General features: G+C 46.6%; 13 protein-coding genes. 4 read left to right on the top strand and 9 right to left on the bottom strand.

Annotated elements, in window-relative coordinates; translation table 11 throughout:
• The first annotated feature begins 441 nt into the window (after window positions 1-441).
• Both OX890_RS06190 and OX890_RS06185 read left to right on the top strand, forming a co-directional pair.
• Window positions 442-1,185 carry a DUF599 domain-containing protein gene (locus tag OX890_RS06190; protein WP_268650262.1) on the top strand — a complete coding sequence of 248 codons (744 nt, stop codon included), beginning with the start codon at window positions 442-444 and terminating at the stop codon, window positions 1,183-1,185.
• Window positions 1,186-1,278: 93 nt separating this feature from the next.
• Window positions 1,279-1,455, top strand: a complete 177-nt coding sequence (locus OX890_RS06185) for a helix-turn-helix domain-containing protein (protein WP_006082937.1) — start codon at window positions 1,279-1,281, stop codon at window positions 1,453-1,455.
• A gap of 357 nt (window positions 1,456-1,812) precedes the next feature.
• On the opposite strand, the gene cyaB is transcribed toward OX890_RS06185, so the two are convergent.
• The 3 genes from cyaB to cydD form a co-directional block, all read right to left on the bottom strand.
• Window positions 1,813-2,400: a class IV adenylate cyclase gene (gene cyaB, locus OX890_RS06180; protein ID WP_268650261.1), complete on the bottom strand. Its 588-nt coding sequence runs from the start codon at window positions 2,398-2,400 to the stop codon at window positions 1,813-1,815.
• Between the two features lie 93 nt (window positions 2,401-2,493).
• The gene (gene cydC, locus OX890_RS06175; RefSeq protein ID WP_268650260.1) at window positions 2,494-4,245 is read right to left on the bottom strand and encodes a heme ABC transporter ATP-binding protein/permease CydC; all 1,752 of its coding nucleotides are present in this window, start codon (window positions 4,243-4,245) and stop codon (window positions 2,494-2,496) included.
• Complete coding sequence (cydD, locus tag OX890_RS06170) at window positions 4,242-6,194, bottom strand: heme ABC transporter permease/ATP-binding protein CydD (RefSeq protein WP_268650259.1); 1,953 nt, start codon at window positions 6,192-6,194, stop codon at window positions 4,242-4,244. The genes cydC and cydD overlap by 4 nt, the downstream gene beginning before the upstream one ends.
• A 280-nt stretch (window positions 6,195-6,474) precedes the next feature.
• Between cydD and OX890_RS06165 the strand changes: the two genes are divergently transcribed.
• A complete protein-coding gene (locus OX890_RS06165; protein ID WP_011847675.1) occupies window positions 6,475-6,993 on the top strand; it encodes a type II secretion system protein in 519 nt (172 codons plus the stop codon).
• Between the two features lie 112 nt (window positions 6,994-7,105).
• Here the strand turns inward: OX890_RS06165 and OX890_RS06160 are convergent, their stop codons facing one another.
• Window positions 7,106-8,152 carry a DUF3626 domain-containing protein gene (locus tag OX890_RS06160; RefSeq protein ID WP_006085967.1) on the bottom strand — a complete coding sequence of 349 codons (1,047 nt, stop codon included), beginning with the start codon at window positions 8,150-8,152 and terminating at the stop codon, window positions 7,106-7,108.
• 583 nt (window positions 8,153-8,735) lie between these two features.
• Here OX890_RS06160 and OX890_RS06155 point away from each other — a divergent pair.
• Entirely contained in the window at window positions 8,736-10,280 is a 1,545-nt protein-coding gene (locus OX890_RS06155) for a DEAD/DEAH box helicase (protein ID WP_268650258.1), read from the top strand.
• A gap of 312 nt (window positions 10,281-10,592) precedes the next feature.
• On the opposite strand, the gene OX890_RS21200 is transcribed toward OX890_RS06155, so the two are convergent.
• The 5 genes from OX890_RS21200 to OX890_RS06130 all read right to left on the bottom strand — a co-directional run bounded on the left by OX890_RS21200 (window position 10,593) and on the right by OX890_RS06130 (window position 16,452).
• Window positions 10,593-11,549, bottom strand: a complete 957-nt coding sequence (locus tag OX890_RS21200; RefSeq protein ID WP_268650257.1) for a methyl-accepting chemotaxis protein — start codon at window positions 11,547-11,549, stop codon at window positions 10,593-10,595.
• Window positions 11,550-11,620: 71 nt separating this feature from the next.
• A complete protein-coding gene (locus tag OX890_RS21195) occupies window positions 11,621-12,160 on the bottom strand; it encodes a PAS domain-containing protein (protein WP_268650256.1) in 540 nt (179 codons plus the stop codon).
• Window positions 12,161-12,624: 464 nt separating this feature from the next.
• Complete coding sequence (gene dbpA / locus OX890_RS06140; RefSeq protein WP_268650597.1) at window positions 12,625-14,001, bottom strand: ATP-dependent RNA helicase DbpA; 1,377 nt, start codon at window positions 13,999-14,001, stop codon at window positions 12,625-12,627.
• 320 nt (window positions 14,002-14,321) lie between these two features.
• Window positions 14,322-15,179, bottom strand: coding sequence for a pirin family protein (locus tag OX890_RS06135; protein WP_126491229.1), 858 nt, complete (start codon window positions 15,177-15,179; stop codon window positions 14,322-14,324).
• An 802-nt stretch (window positions 15,180-15,981) separates the two neighbouring features.
• The gene (locus OX890_RS06130; RefSeq protein WP_259522133.1) at window positions 15,982-16,452 is read right to left on the bottom strand and encodes a Dps family protein; all 471 of its coding nucleotides are present in this window, start codon (window positions 16,450-16,452) and stop codon (window positions 15,982-15,984) included.
• Window positions 16,453-16,737: the final 285 nt, after the last annotated feature.

The raw sequence follows: 16,737 nt of genomic DNA, 5'->3' as shown, positions 1-16,737 counted from the left end.
TAAAGTGGCCATTCGCGGCATGGTAACGCTAGTCTTTTGAATCGGCAGATTACGCTGATGTTCAAAAGGCAAACCATGGTAATGGGCGAGACGACCGTCCGCCCCATGGACGGGGCGGTCGAGCATCCACGGACGGACTAGCTGCGTGTCGTCGAGTCAGTACCATGATTGGCCTCACTCCTATGTTTGACCTGATGCCGATAATAACTATCTCTCAGCGAAACAGCACACTTACCCATTTAACTTTTTAACTCACGTTCCCAAACTAAGTCTCACCAATTGAGAGGTTTCAACACCAATGTGAGCGGCTTCAAATTGTGAATAGGATGGATTTCAAAGTGATACTAGGGGATTGCGCCTAGGAGATAAAAACCTTCATAATCAGCCTTCAATCAATCGATTGTTTTTTCACTTTCTCAAGGTCACTTTCTCAAGGTAACTATGGAATTTTCGTTGTTAGATATTTCTGCATTGGTGTGGTTTATCGTTTCTTGGGCTGGCTATACCGCCTTTGCCCGTCGTAAGGCGAAAGATACCGACTGTATTGCCCGAGGTCTGCATAAGCATAGAATTTACTGGATGCTTGAGGTAATGACCCGCGGCGTGCGTGTGGGTGATGCGGCACTACTGGCCAACCTTGAGCGCAATATTGCCTTTTTTGCCTCGACCACCCTATTTGTGCTCGCGGGTGTGCTGACCTTATTTGCACAAGTTGAACGACTAGAAAGTGTTATTGCGACGATTCCCTTCGCCACGCCACCGAATCATGCGCTGGTGCAAGTCAAGCTCGCCTTGCTAGTCAGTATTTTTGTGATGGCCTTCTTCCAGTTTACTTGGTCGATGCGCCAATACGGTTTTGTGAACGTGATGATAGGCGCGGGTCCTTTAGACAGCGATGGCTCGAACGACAATCTCAAAGCCTATGCAAGACAAATGGCGACGGTACAAGATCAAGCGGCGCACTCCTATAACTATGGCTTACGCGCCTATTACTTTTCGATGGCAGTATTGTGCTGGTTTGTACACCCGATACTCTTTATCTCGGCGAGCTTATTTGTGGTCGCGACCTTATATCGCCGCGAGTTTAAGTCCCGCGCGGTTCTGGCGATCACTGCGGCAAAAGGGCATCTGCAAATAGAGAGTCAAGTGCGGGAAACGGCACGCAACCACAAAATAGAGTCATAACCTTAGCGGTTTAGGTTGCAGGTATCATCTTGGTTGAAATTATTGTTCTATACTCTTTGGGTTATGTTTCTATTGAAATACTGGGAGAGTGCTATGAGCGATAACTTATTAACCTTAGATGAAGTGTGCAAAATGTTAGATAAAACACCTGCGACCATCAAACGCTTCGCTCGGGAGAATTTACTCTCGAGTGTTCAAGATGGTGACGAATTAAAATTCCCTGAAGCGGAAGTGAAACGCTACCTCGCCTTTTCACAACGCTTAGGCTAAAACGCATTTGGCAATTAACGGCAAATAAAGCGGGGTAACCGCTGCTTAAATCGTTTGAGTTTGAATTTGAGTTTAAGTTTGTGAAAGTGGCTTGAATGTAAATGCGATGCTTAAGTTTAAATACAAGGCTTAAGTTTAAGTCGTCGATAGCGAGTTAAAACAAACCTTGAATGCGATATGGACAGTGACGCTCAAAGGGATTTGAACTAAGCCATAGCGGTTTGTTGCGAGGGATTGATTAGCCGGATTTAGCATCCGGCCATTAAACTTACGCCACTAATCTTTAAGCTACTAAACGTTAAGCTATTAAACGTTAAGCCATGAACCTTAAGCTATGAATCCAACAAGATTGAATCATCACTGATCATTTAAAGCCTGCTGCAACTGCCGATAGGATAGCAACTCCCGCTGCGTTTCACTTAAACCCAAATCGGCGGCGAGTTGTTGTAATTGCGCTTCATATTTAGGCAACAAGGTTTCATCGTTAGTCATAATCGCAAGCTCGGCAAAATCCCCTAAACCTTCGATATGATCGATTGTTAGATGAAATTCACCCAGAAAATAGATACTGCGGCGCTTTTTAATTTCCAGTACGCACTCATAACCTAAGGTATGCAACATACTCTTTGCCTTGGTCGCTTCGGTGATATTAACGGCTTCACAGCGGTCTTTTTCTGGCCCTTTCACTATCCACAGCATTATCCCCGATGGCTGCATCTCACGGATACACAAGCTCTTGTGTTCGCCTTTAAGTGATTGTGATGGCAGATCAAAGTAACAATCATGCTCAAGATTATCTTCGAGCATGATCTCAGGATTTCTCATCTGCAAGGCAGCGAAAAAAGCGTGGCGATCCAATAAGCGATATTTAAGCTCGACCTCAAATTTACCATTAAAATGGGCATTGATTTGTGGGGCTAATGCTTCTGGCATCGCAGGGTTCATCGATTTATATCCGCTTTTAATGGGTAAAAAATATCGCTATTCATCATATTGAACGTCAAAGACTTGAACGTTAAAGGCTTGAATACAGGAGGCTTAAGCGAGTCTTTGGTATAAGGCCTGATACTCTGCACTGTTTTCAATTAAGCTCTGGTGAGTGCCAGAGGCAATAATCTTACCCTGACCGAGTAGATGAATGTGATCCATCTTCGCCATAGCAGTTAAACGATGGCTAATCATCAGCAAGGTTTTATCCTGAGCAAACTCAAACAGTAAACTTAAAATTTCTCTCTCGGTACGTTTATCTAGCCCTTCAGTCGGTTCATCGAGCAATAGCAGCGGCGCATCACGCAGCAGCGCTCTTGCAACACCAATTCGGCGCTGCTCGCCACCCGAAAGCTGACGTCCACCTTCACCAATCCACATATCCAGCGGTTTATCTCCCGTGAGTAAAGCGCCAAGTCCAACCCGCTGTAACACATCAATCAAGCGTGCGTCGTGGGCCGTGCGTTTCTCGCCTTCGATAACAGGTAGCGCTAATACTAAATTTTCCCGCAAGGTGCCCGCAAACAGATAGATGCGTTGGCTAATCACAGTTATCGCATCCCTAAGACCGCGCTCGCTGTAATCTGAAAGAGGAAGACCATCGAGCTTGATGTGCCCTTGCTGGGCTTGCCATTCGCGGGTAATCAGCGCCAGTAAACTCGACTTACCGCAACCCGTTGGCCCAAGTAACGCGACTTTTTGCCCCGCTTTTATCTCAAGGGACAAGCCTTGCAGCACGTGTTGATCGTCTCGATAACCAAAGTGGATATCTTCAATCTGTAAGGCGCCAGATTTTGCCCTCAGGCCAGTATCGGCAACAAATTGAATATCGGCCTCTTGTTCGGTGATTTCATTAATCCGTGTCGCCGCCAATACGCAGCCAGACAAATGCTGAAACGCGCCCGCAATCGGCATCATCATCTCAACGCAGGCCATAGTGGCAAACACCATAAGCGCAAACATGGGGCCCGGCGGCACGGCATCACCCACGCCTTGAGCGGCTAAATACAGCATCATGATCAAGGCTGAGCCAGTGGAGAGGATCAACATGGCTTGGCTGAGCGCTGTGATATTGGCCATCGCACTTTGGCTGCGAAACAGCTCTGTCTGCGCATCATTCAGTTTCTGCCTGAATCTGTCGTTGGCGCCAAATAGGCTGAGTTCGGCTTGGCCTTGCAGCATATCTAACAACTGCACCCGATAATGGCGCTTGGTTTCGAGCATAGTTCGGCTCGGCGCGTGTCCAAGGCGATAAAATAGCAGTGGCATCACCAGCCAAACGGCGACTAAAAATAGGCAAAGACTGAGGGCAAGTTTGGCATCGAACCAAGCGAGGAATAGATACAAGAGCCCAGTCATCAGCAGTGATGCCGCCATAGGCGTGAGCAGTCGCAGATATAGATGATCTAGGGTATCGATATCGGCAACTAAGCGATTGAGCATGTCGCCACGGCGTAGCCCCTGCAGATTTTTAGCACTGAGCGGCAAGAGTTTACGCCACGCCCAAACGCGAAGCTCAGTCAGCAACTTAAAGGTCGCCTCATGGGTCGCTAAACGCTCGCCATAACGACTGGCAGTACGGGCAATTGATAAGAAACGCACACCGCCAGCAGGAGTGAAAAAGTTAAAGGACTGCGCCGTGACTATCGTCAAACCCGCGACCGCGGTAGCGGAAAGAAACCAGCCCGACAGTGACAGTAAACCTATGCCAGCCATCAAGGTAATGATAGTCAGCAGTAAGCCCACGGACATCATCAGCCACTGGCGCGAGAACAATCGAATAAAGGGGATTAGCACTTTCATTGGGCGTCTCCTTTAGTGGGCTCGGCGGCACTGTCGAGTGGAGCGTCACTGTCAAGCTGCGTATCACTGCCGCTGACCGATAACGGTACAAGTTCAATATCCGCCACGGACTCAATATTCTCACGCAGCAAGGTTTGGAATAAGCCGTGCGTGTTAGACAAAGTGGTAAAGTCGCCCCGCTGTACTATCAAGCCTTTATCGAGCACAAGAATAGTATCCATTTGATCTAACTGATCTAATCTGTGGGTCACCATAATGCACATCTTACCCGTCATGGCCCGATTTAACGCAGAACTCACCGCCTGCTCACTCTGGCTATCTAAACTGGCCGTAGGCTCATCAAGGACAAACAAACTCGCCTTTTGCCCAAGCGCCCTTGCCAAGGCAATACGCTGGGCTTGGCCGACGGATAAACCGGAAGATTGCTCACCGACTGGCGCGTCTAAACCCAATGGCTGCGCCTTAACGAAGTCGCTAATATTGGCCTCTGCCAGCAAGTGCCACAGCGTATCGTCGGGCAGAGTGGGGTCGGCTAAAGCTACGTTATCCCGCACAGTACCGTGGAATAACTGCGGTTCTTGGCCCAGCCAAGCTAAATGCTGTCGCCAATGGGCTAAATCTAATGCGGATAACTCATGGCCATTAATCAGCAAATGGCCCTTATAGGGTAAAAATCCCAATAAGGCATTGAGTAAACTGGTTTTCCCCGCACCGCTTGGGCCAACTAAGGCTAAACGTTGATTGTCTTTTAATTCAAAACTCAGCGGGCCGAGTAAACGCGTGCCATCAACACTAAACACTTCAAGATGATCAGCACTCAGGGTTTCTATGCTATTGATACGCACTTGGCCGACAAACTCAGGTTCAGGATGTTCGAGCAAGGTAATCAAGGCTTCCGCGGCGCCGACGGCCTGCGCCTTAGCGTGGTAATGAGTGCCCATATCCCGCAGCGGTTGATAAAACTCAGGGGCTAAAATCAGAATAAACAGCCCAGTAAACAGGCTAAATGGAATACCGACTATTTGAGGATCTGTACTTGAGCTGATATTGGCATGCGCGCCATAGTAGCCAAAATCTAAGTGACCTAAGTAACTGAAACCAAAATAAACCGCCAGCACAGCAATCGAAACCGCCGCAAAAAACTCTAATACCGCCGAGCTTAAAAAAGCCATGCGCAGTACCGACATAGTACGACTACGGAACTCTTCCGAAGCAGTGGCGATTACCTTTAGCTCAGCGTCACCACGGTGGAAGAGTTTCAACGTGCTTAAGCCTTTTAATCTATCCATAAAGTGGCCGCTCAATCTTGCAAGCGCACTGAAATTCTTGCGATTGGCATCGGCAGCGCCCATGCCAACTAAAATCATAAACATAGGGATTAACGGCGCTGTGAGTAACAGAATTAATCCTGCCGCCCAGTTAATCGGGAAAACCGCCGCTAAGATGAGGATGGGAATAAAACCAGCTAGGCTGATTTGTGGGAGGTATCGGGCATAAAAGTCTTGTAAATCTTCGACTTGTTCTAAAACTATGCTGGCCCAACTGCCTGCGGGTTTACCTTTAATAAACGCCGGACCTAGCTTAGTCAACTTGTCCATCACTGCCGCGCGGATATGACCACGAAGGCGCTTACCCGCCTCAAAACTGGCGCGTTCACGGCCATAAGCCAGCAAGGCGCGCAGTAACATCAAGGCGATTAACGCAATCAAATGAGGAGTATAAGTATCAATACTCACGCTGGAACTGACCATTTGGGCATTGGCAGTTAGCGGTATGACTTGCTGCCCCATGATCACGCCATCCAGAATCGTCGCGATAATATAAGCCTGCGCCACCATAGCGACGGCGCTTATCATCCCAAGCCATAACGACAATTTAAGGAACAAGCCACAGGCTTTTTTTTGGGCTTTAAGCCAAACAAGAAGGGATTTTTCTAACGACTTATCCATGGTGCTCCAACAAGAAAACAATTAAGCGACTCGTAGCGGGGATCGGCTATCGATAACTACTCAGTTTACGGGGCTTGCAACGGCTAAAAAGTTCCGATAGGGACGCAGTATCGCAGGCATCTAAAGCAGATGAAACCCTATTACAGACTTTTGCTAGCAGACTCACAAAAACGAGCTAAAGATAAACAAATCCCTGAGTTAACGGAACTTTCCCTAGCACTAGCCTGTTTGGGGAAACTTAGGTAGCATGAACCTCTTTGTATTAATTATCCCCTTACCTATGCCAAATAAAAATGCCGGTTTTACCCTGATTGAACTCGTTGTGGTCATTATTATTCTAGGAGTATTAGCCGTAGTTGCTGCACCTAAATTCATTAATATACAATCAGATGCCTATAAGAGTCAGCTTTCAGGTGCACAGGCTTCGATGAAATCCGCCGTCACCCTATTCAAAGCTAAGTCGGAAATTGCTAACAGCGGCACCACCAATCGAGTCGTTTACGACGGGATCCGTGGCGAAAACTACCAACCTTGGGCTGCCAGTGCCAGCGGTACAGCACCAAGCGCCGCTTATACTACGCCGCCAGAGATCTTTAAGGCTGCTGGGCTCAATGTCGATGAATGGTCCTATCGAATCCATACTACTGGCGGTACCTACCAAGTCATTGCCACACCGAAGCAAAAACTGAACCTTGATACGCCGACTCAAGCGCAAGTCGAAGCGACAAATTGCTATATAGACTACAAGTGGGAGACGACGGGAATCCCCACCTATAACAAGGTCGACACAGGTTGCTAGAACGACCTTAAAGCTGAAATATAATAGAAAAACAGCGAGCTAACCTGAGGTTATCTCGCTGTTTTTGTTAGCGCCACATTTTACAATCAAACGTTTTTTAAAAACGTAATCCTTACTGCACTGCGCCGTATTTCACTAACACATGCCAGAGCAACTTAAGTTCGTGGGCGACTTGAGCACGGTTACCGCGTTCGCGCCAATGCTGGGGTGAATGATATAAATCCCGCGCGGCCACACCTATCGCATAGGCATCGACTCTGTCTTCTATGGCGATACGATTGGCCAGCGATGGCATAGTCGGCCCGCGAAAATCGCTTGGGATCTGCGCCGTATGTAGGCTAAAACCATCATGATATTGCAACTCGATATCATATCTGTCGCAAATCTTGCTTAAGCTGGCGCCAATATCAGTGCCTTTAAAACTTGGATCGGCCACCAGCATAGCGATATCTTCATCGAGGGAAACATCACCGTGGATCTGCGCCTCGATATAATGATCGAGATTATTCGATAACGGCCGCTCGAAACGTGACAGCAAGGAAGCATTGAGCTGATGCCCCAAATAATGAATCACATTCAGTGGCTTAAAGTCGGATTTGCCTAAGGCATAGTGACGCTCAAAACTCTCGGTCAGCAGCGCCGCTAACACATCATCGAAGCATGATAGCGTGCCCTTCTCTTTCGGATTGCGGTACGAGTCGAGATAACAAAAGGTTGAACGTGCCATCACACTGGCGTGGGTCAGCAAATAACAGCTACCAAAACGCGGCGCGGGGCCGTCCTGCCACATGCCCAGATCGAGTGCGCCATATTTAGGCCGAGATTTAGTGCCCTTGTATACATCACCAAACAGCTGATTTTCCCAGTGATCCCTTGGGCCACCTAATTCAGGGGATAACTGACCGTTAGAAATATGGGTCTCAAACTGACTGCGGTATTGACCATCGCGCAGCAAACCTTCGGCCACTGTCATACCACGGCTGTCGATTCTATCGGGGTGAAAATGCAGCGCAATTCGGCCGCAGTTGAGCAATTGTTTGAGGGCGAGTTGCATCTCATGCATGGGGATGTTCGACATCTGCTGCACATTTTTAATCACAGCGACGGCCTGTTCACTGCGACCTCGAGCAAGACGTTCAATATGCTGTATCGCTGTCATAATCCACCTATAAATGAGAGGCGTTTAACCATTTCCCGCGTTAGCTCATCCTAAAATAAACACGAGAGTAATCGCAAGCATGCAGAGAATAGATATTGATGAATTCTACTCCTATCGCCTTGAGTTTATACCACTCAAATTTATCTAGCGTGATCTACCGCTAACTCACTCTAACTTTTAGATAAAAAGTGCCGACAAGTTAACTTTAAACCGGCTTGTTTAGCTGATTGAATCAGCCTGATAGCCATCCTGTACATTTGGAGAATCCATTAAGCTCAACCGCACCCAAAAATAACAGTAAAAGTCCAACTCCAAAGCCTCTGCCAGTACAATACAGCACTTAACCGAATGCAGATTCGCCCTCAATAAGCTCAAATTCGACTGAGGAAACTTGCGCCTAAAAGATAAGCGAGACCGAGTGAAAGCCGCTGACAAGCGATTTATGTGCCAATATGAATGAAACCCGCTGTAAAAGTCTTTATTAGATGGCACTTAAAGCCCTGATCCTGTAAGCTGCACGCCCGCCAGCAGACCTGGCTATTGACCATAAATGCAGCAAAGCGTTGCCACAAGAGACCAATCTATGAGTTTTACCTCCCTGGGCTTATCGGCCCCGATACTTAAAGCCGTTGCCGAACAAGGCTACGACACACCTTCGCCAATCCAAGCTCAAGCAATTCCCGCTGTGCTTCAAGGCAAAGATGTGATGGCGGCCGCCCAAACAGGAACAGGTAAAACAGCAGGTTTCACCCTACCTATGCTCGAACTCCTGAGTAAAGGTAACCGTGCCCAAGCAGGCCAAGTGCGCGCATTAGTGTTAACTCCGACACGCGAATTGGCGGCTCAGGTTGCAGAAAGTGTTGAAACCTATGGTAAGAATTTACCACTGCGCTCAGCGGTGATATTTGGTGGCGTGCCTATCAATCCACAAATCGCGAAATTACGCCACGGTGTCGACGTATTAGTCGCCACACCAGGTCGATTGATGGATCTGTACAATCAAAAAGCGGTGAAATTCAGCCAGCTTGAAATCTTAGTATTAGATGAAGCCGATCGCATGCTCGACATGGGCTTTATCCGCGACATCCGTAAGATCCTGGCCATTTTACCTAAGCAACGCCAAAACCTGATGTTCTCAGCCACCTTCTCCGATGAAATTCGTGAGCTGGCAAAAGGCTTAGTGAATAATCCGGTCGAAATTTCGGTTACGCCACGTAACGCGGCGGCGACCACAGTAAAACAATGGGTTTGCCCAGTCGATAAGAGCCAGAAATCGGCACTGTTGATCCAACTCATCAAGCAAAACGATTGGCAACAAGTGCTGGTATTCTCGCGCACTAAACATGGCGCTAACCGTCTGGCGAAAAGCCTTGAAGATGCGGGCATTAAAGCCGCCGCTATCCACGGTAACAAGAGCCAAACAGCGCGTACTAAAGCCTTGGCCGACTTTAAAAATGGTCAAGCTCGCGTACTGGTTGCAACCGATATCGCTGCCCGTGGTTTGGACATTGACCAATTGCCACAAGTGGTTAACTTCGACTTACCGAACGTGCCAGAAGATTATGTGCATCGTATCGGCCGTACTGGCCGTGCTGGCGCATCGGGTCAAGCCGTGTCACTGGTGAGCAACGAAGAAATCAAACTGCTGAACGATATCGAGCGTTTGATCAATCGCGTATTAGACCGAGAAATGGTTGAAGGCTTTAACCATGTATTGCCTGAATCACGTTTAGGTGGCGGCGGAAAAAGCAGCGGTAAATCAGTGCCAAGCCGTAGAAATACCCGCAGCTCAAACCAACCTAGCTCACGCGATGGTGCCCCAAGAAGCGCCGAGCATAAAGATGGTCAACGCAGCGGTGACGTCGCGCGCGGCCACAAGCCAAACGACAAGAACCCAAGACACAGCGGTGAAGCCAGTAGCGCACCCCGCAGTGATGCCAAACCACGTCCAGCACGTTCAAACGATGGTAGTGCTAATAGCGCAGGCGCTAGTCGTCCAAGTGAAAGCCGTTCAGGCGCTGGCGAAAATCGTGGCCAAGCGGGTGAGAACCCTTACGCCAATGGCCCAAAGAAAAATACCCGTCGCCCAAATAACGGTGCGAGTCGTCCAAGAAATTCACAGGATTAATGTGATACCGTTTAATCGGTGCTTAATAGATTAAAAGATTAAGCACTAAAGTTAAGCGGTTAAATTAGATACTGATGTTTAGAATTGTTTTACAGTGGTTTGGTCGGTTTTATACGAGCCGCTCGTGATATGAATGGTGTCGACAGATCATTCCTAGTCTCGCGAGCATGAACTTACCCAAATAAACAAAACTCAATCTTAAAACGTCAGTACTCAAGACATTAACTCTCAATAAAGAAAGCCCAAGTTCTGATGAACTTGGGCTTTTTTGTTTGTTCAATCAAGCGATTTGATCACTATGATCGATTCATGTCATACCTTGCGAAAACGTGCGACTAACTCACGTAATTGCTCAGATGTCAGCTGTAAAGATTTACCACTTTCACTTACTTCAGTTCCTTGATGCAATGACGTGTCAGCAAGCTCAGAAATAAGCACAATTTGATGGTTAATATCTTCAGCTACATGTGCCTGCTCTTCCACTGCTGCGGCCATTTGTATTGCCATATTTGCAATGCTGCTAACGGCAAGACTAATACCCTCTAATGACTGCTGAGTAAGTTCTACTTGGGCAACGCCTAATTCAGTGTCTTTACAACCATTCTCAGCCACTAACACTGACGCTTTCGCTTTCGCCGACAACAGTTGAATAATACGGTAAATATCTTTGGTTGATTCAGTAGTTCGTGAAGCAAGCAGCCTTACTTCATCGGCAACTACAGCAAAGCCTCGGCCTTGATCACCCGCCCTCGCCGCCTCAATCGCGGCGTTAAGCGCGAGCAAGTTAGTTTGCTCCGCAATCTGTTCAATTAATTGTGCAGCACCGACAATATGATTCGTTTGCTCGGCTAAATCGGCGACAGACTGACTAATATCATTTACTGTTTGTTGTAGCTGCTGCATTGCAATCCGTGTTTGTCCCGCCACGACAGCACCAGAACGCGCTAGCTCATCAGCATCACTGGCTTTTGTTGCCGTATCTTGCACATGTGCAGAAACTTCGGCGATAGTCGTAGTCATCTGATTCATTGCGGTGGCAACTTGCTCAGTTTGCATTTGCTGCCTAAGGATGCAATCCGCAGCCTCTAATGATAAATGCATCACTTGGTCAGACTGACTCGCCACTTTAGATGATGCATCTTCAATCCGGGTTAGTACTGTATTTAAATGGGCTGACTCAGCGAGTAATGCCACCTCTAATTGCCCTAACCTACCTGAGTTCTTAGCATACGAAGCAACGGCAAGGGGATCAGTAAAAGGCGTTGGCATTAGTACCAGTAAATGAGTGAGTGATTGCTGTAAACGATATATTCCCAAACCGTGGATGAATAATGCGGTAATTAAAAAAGCAATAGCGGCTTCAGCGGACCTAGACTCCACCACAACAATAACGAAATAATAATTGCGGCTAAAGGTAAACTAAATCCGAATAAATGACTCATCAGCTTTGAAGTGGAGTTATGAGGATTTTTACCCGTATTAATAGCAGTATATAAACGCTCAGCATAGGCAACTTGCTCACGGCTAGGCATAGAGCGAACCGACTCATACCCAACGACTCGCCCATGTTCAGTTACAGGTGTCACGTAAGCATTAACCCAATAGTAATCCCCATTTTTACAGCGGTTTTTGACTAATCCCATCCAAGGTTTACCCTGCAGCAAGTAGCTCCACATTGTTTTAAATGCGGCTTCTGGCATATCAGGATGTCGAACAATATTATGAGGGCTCCCAACTAACTCTTCTCGACTAAAGCCACTGATAGCGATAAAAGCATCATTACAATGTAGGATAGTACCTTTAATATCAGTAGATGAAATAAGTTGCTGCTCCTTCGGAAAGGTTCTCTCATTCCCTGTAATAGGTAAATTCTTGCGCATCTATGGCACTCTCCCTAGTGAACAACGACAAACGTTAGATCAATCAAATTCAATTTATCTTAAAAATGCTGATCAAAATTTAGCAGCTGATTTAACTATTCGATAGTTTATAAAAATTTTATTTTAAAAATAAATCTATATTTCAATTACATCAAAGTGATATAAAATACCCACTAGAATTAAACTGCAAAAGTTAAACTAACGAAAAATATCGCTGCTTGATGATAGCACTGCGATTCCGCATTAGACCAACTCAAAAATGCCATAGTGAAAATGGGTTATGAATAATATTTAAATGTGAGTTCTAAAAAATAAACTATCTCATCCCAGTATATGGATAATCACATTGCGCCAATTGACGGCTACCACACGAATAAAGCATTAAACGTAAAATGAGCCGAAACGGCTCATTTTATTTTGTGCTTCAAAATAATTTTTCTAAAAATTTATTCGTAAAAGCAAGCTTACTTCATTGGCCAAGCGCGGTAAGATTTTCCTTTAATGCGGCCGCCAGTAATTTTGTTCAGCGCTTTCTTGGCAACCTTACGATTAACGGCCACATAGGCGCGATAATCGGTCACTTGGATTTTACCCACCTGTGAGCCTTCGATACCGTTTTCGCCCGTCAGCGCGCCTAAGATATCCCCTGGACGCAGTTTTTCTTTCTTACCGCCATCGATCTGCAAAGTGATCATGGTTGGCGCTGCAGGCGTGTTGCCGAGCAGGCTTTCAGATGGCAGTGATTCGCTGGTAATTTCGCGCTCTAAATACTCTTCTAACAAGGCAATTTTGTAACCGTCTTGATCGTTATAGAAGGTATAAGCGGCGCCTTTACTGCCCGCACGGCCAGTACGACCGATACGGTGAATGTGGACTTCGGTGTCGTAGGCAACGTGATAGTTAAACACGGCATCCAGCGCATCGATATCTAAACCACGGGCGGCAACGTCGGTCGCCACTAATACACAGGCACTCTTATTAGCAAATTGCAGCAAGGTTTCGTCCCTGTCTCTTTGCTCTAAATCACCGTGCAAAGCCAATACGCTAAAGCCTAAGCCTTCAAGCTCATCGGCCACTTTTTGGGTTTCGCGTTTAGTGTTACAGAACACCACTGCGCTTTCAGGCTTATGTTCTAACAACAATAATTGCAGCGCTTGCATACGCGCCTTGTCATCGTCTAAATGATAAAAATGTTGGGCTATGCTCAAGCTGTCGTGATTACCTTCAACTTTAACCATGCTTGGGTCATACATGATTTGCTTAGCAATCGATTGAATTTGCTCAGGGAACGTCGCGCTAAATAGCAACGTCTGACGCTCACGCGGGGCTTGTTCGATAATCGCATCGAGGGCGGGTTGAAAGCCCATTTCTAACATGCGATCAGCTTCATCGAGCACTAACATGTTGAGATTAATTAAATCTAGGCGATTGCGATCTAAGTGATCGACGATACGGCCAGGTGTACCCACAATAATGTGCGCGCCGTGTTCCAGCGAGCCAACCTGTGGCCCCATAGGCACACCGCCGCAAAGTGTCAGTACTTTAACGTTATGAATACCACGGGCAAGGGTACGGATTTCCTGCGCCACTTGGTCGGCCAACTCGCGGGTTGGGCATAACACTAAGGTTTGAATACGAAAGCGTTTAACGTCTAACTTGTTCAGTAATCCTAAGCCGAAGGCGGCCGTTTTACCCGAGCCAGTTTTACCCTGACCTATCACATCCTGCCCCGCTAAAATGGGTGGCAAACTTTGCGCCTGAATTGGCGTCATCTCGTTGTAGCCCATAGAAGAAAGGTTCTCAAGCAGTTCGGGTTTTAGCTTAAGAGTCGAAAAAGCCATTGATGGATTAGGCTTAGTATCAGAGTTGCTCAAGGTGAATATCCTGTGGTGGGTAACGAAGCGGCTGCTAGGTTACTGAAATTGCGTTACTTATCGATTAAACTGTTCTATCAAGATTCAGGCTAGCTTGAGTTAAGAATAAAGCGCTAGGCTCGCTCAACCCAAAAGCATGGGTATTGTAGCAACAAAGCGCGGCTTTTGCCTCAAGTCCTTAAGCAATAGAGATAGCAGACCGAACAGCAACAAAAAGCCCTGTAGGGATACAGGGCTTAGATTTAGGCTTGGGTTTAGAATTAGCTCAGCGCGACAGATTTAACAAATTACGCGATTTGGCCGAAACGCCCTTCTTGATAATCGCGAATCGCCTGCTGAATTTCCGCTTGGGTGTTCATTACAAATGGACCCATCTGGACGATTTTTTCACGGATAGGTTTCCCCGCAAACAGTAACATCCCAGCGCCGCGCTCATCGGCTTTAAGCTTAAGCACAGTTTGGCTATCGAGCACTAAAAACTCGCCCTGATGATATGACCACTGTGAATCTTCACCCTTGCTTAAGTCACCTTGGTACAAGTACAAGGCGACAAACTCGTGTTGAGACAAATCAAGCGTGGCCTCAGCATTTGGCGCTAGGCTCAAATCAGCAATGGCAGCTTCGCCCGCTAATCCTTGAATAGCCGCACTAATCAGTGGCTGATCTTTAAAGCCCCAATCACCCGCTAAGGCTTTTAAGCTAGCGCCAGTGTTATTGGTCGCTTCAACGCTCGCGCTACCCGCAGTATCTTGATACTTAGCTGGACGCAGCTTGTCTTTGGCGGGCATGTTGACCCAAATTTGGAATCCATGCAGACCATCGACAGCATCGGCAAGTGGCATTTCAGAATGCACTACCCCAAACCCGGTACTCATCCACTGCACATCGCCGGCACGAATCGCCTTCACATTGCCCATTTGGTCACGGTGCTCAAAACCGCCCTTACGAATATAAGTGAAGGTCTCCATTCCGCGATGGGGATGTGCGGGAAAACCGCCAATAAAGTCTTGTTCATCATCGGATTTTATTTCGTCGATCATCAAGAAAGGATCAAATTTAGTCGTCACAAAATCGGCGACACGGCGAATATTGACCCCATCGCCATCCATCGCGGCTTTGGCGGAAAACTGACTTAATACTTTCATTGCTGCTCTCCTATCGGTTGAGCAAAGCTGTGCGTGAAACGCCAAGATCATACGGCTAACACAAGACGCAAACGCTTTGCTGATGGAGGCAGAATAACAAGGAAGTTTACAAAAGAATAACGCGAAATCACGCTTGGATTTTTCGAAAAAGTAGAATGGTTGAAGATTGAGCACAAGGCGTTCTTGCTAGCCTAAACGAGACTGATCACTTAAGCGTTTTGAAAGAAAAACTGAATAACGTTTGATCACTGGTTCAGAGGTAATTGCCATTATCTCCCCAGTGACACGCCGTAAACTCTTCCATGAGGGCTCGACGGCGACATCCATGTCGCCAACGGTCACTGATGCCCCAATGGCAATTCTCACACCCGATACAACTGTTTTGTCATCTAAAAATGGAGCATAACCTTGTCAGATAATTTACTCTATATTAGTCAGATTCGGATTAGATATTCTATTAATAACGCCTCTTTCGACTACAAACCAATCAACGCTTGATATAACTAGTCAGAATGGGCGTAACAGGAACATGAATCAGTTCTCTAGAGATTTGATTCATCTTAAGGGAAAAAACCGCCCCAGAATAGCCGCAAACGGGGGGTTGGGACGGGTTTTAGCGGTTGGCGTGAATCAGTCTGGTGTAGAGTGATTCTACTAGCTCATTTTTGGACAAAAGCGTGATATACCCTTTGCTCTAACTCGTCAGTTTCGGATTCAAATTTCTATGGAGATAACGCCTCAAACACCGGCGCAGCTTTGCTGCGTCCGAGTGCTTTGACTTGTTAAGTTCTGAATCACTAATCTACTTTCTCGTAGCTCTCAGCATCCATGATGTTTTTTCATGTATGCGCAAACGATCAGAGACCAAAGCTGCCGTTGACTCGTCATCTGCAGACTGCGCAAGTTTTAATACATCTCTAGAGGTCTTAATTACTTGCTCATGCCCTTTAGTCAGTAAATCAACCATTTCTTCCGAACTTGGAACGCCTTCAACTTCTTCAATAGAACTAAGTTTTGAAAACTCTTTGTATGTCCCCGGAGCGGCCACATCTAGAGTACGTATACGTTCCGCTATATCATCAACAGCAATAGCCAGCTCAGTGTAGTGCTCTTCAAACATCAAATGTAGCTCACGGAATTGAGGCCCACTCACGTTCCAGTGAAAATTATGTGTTTGTAAATATAAAGTATATGAGTCAGCTAAAAGGCGTTTGAGACCTTCAGCGATCTTCACTCTATCTTCCGCATTAATTCCTATATCAATATCTGTCATTTTGCTTTCCTCTCTATGGTTCAATTAAACTACTGACCGAACTTAACATTTTATTCGTACGCATGCGCGTTTACCTCGTTGAACCAGTGAAAACGCACACGGTTAACTATTTGTATGTAAAGAACTTATCATCTTTCTGCTAAATAAACCATCTGGAAAAACGCGCATGCGCGTTTTCCAAACCTATTAACTAAAAGTCAGCTACTATAGTCATCTAATTTTATAGAGTTTTATTTGTTGCTAATGGAGTTAGTGCGCACTGTTCTTGTCTTCAAATCATCCAAA

Origin of the sequence: Shewanella sp. DAU305 (assembly GCF_026802235.1) — a bacterium.
In the GTDB taxonomy this organism is placed as follows: Bacteria; Pseudomonadota; Gammaproteobacteria; order Enterobacterales; family Shewanellaceae; genus Shewanella; species Shewanella baltica.
The sequence above is the reverse complement of the archived record's forward strand: the minus strand, read 5'-3'. Positions and strand labels throughout refer to the sequence as shown.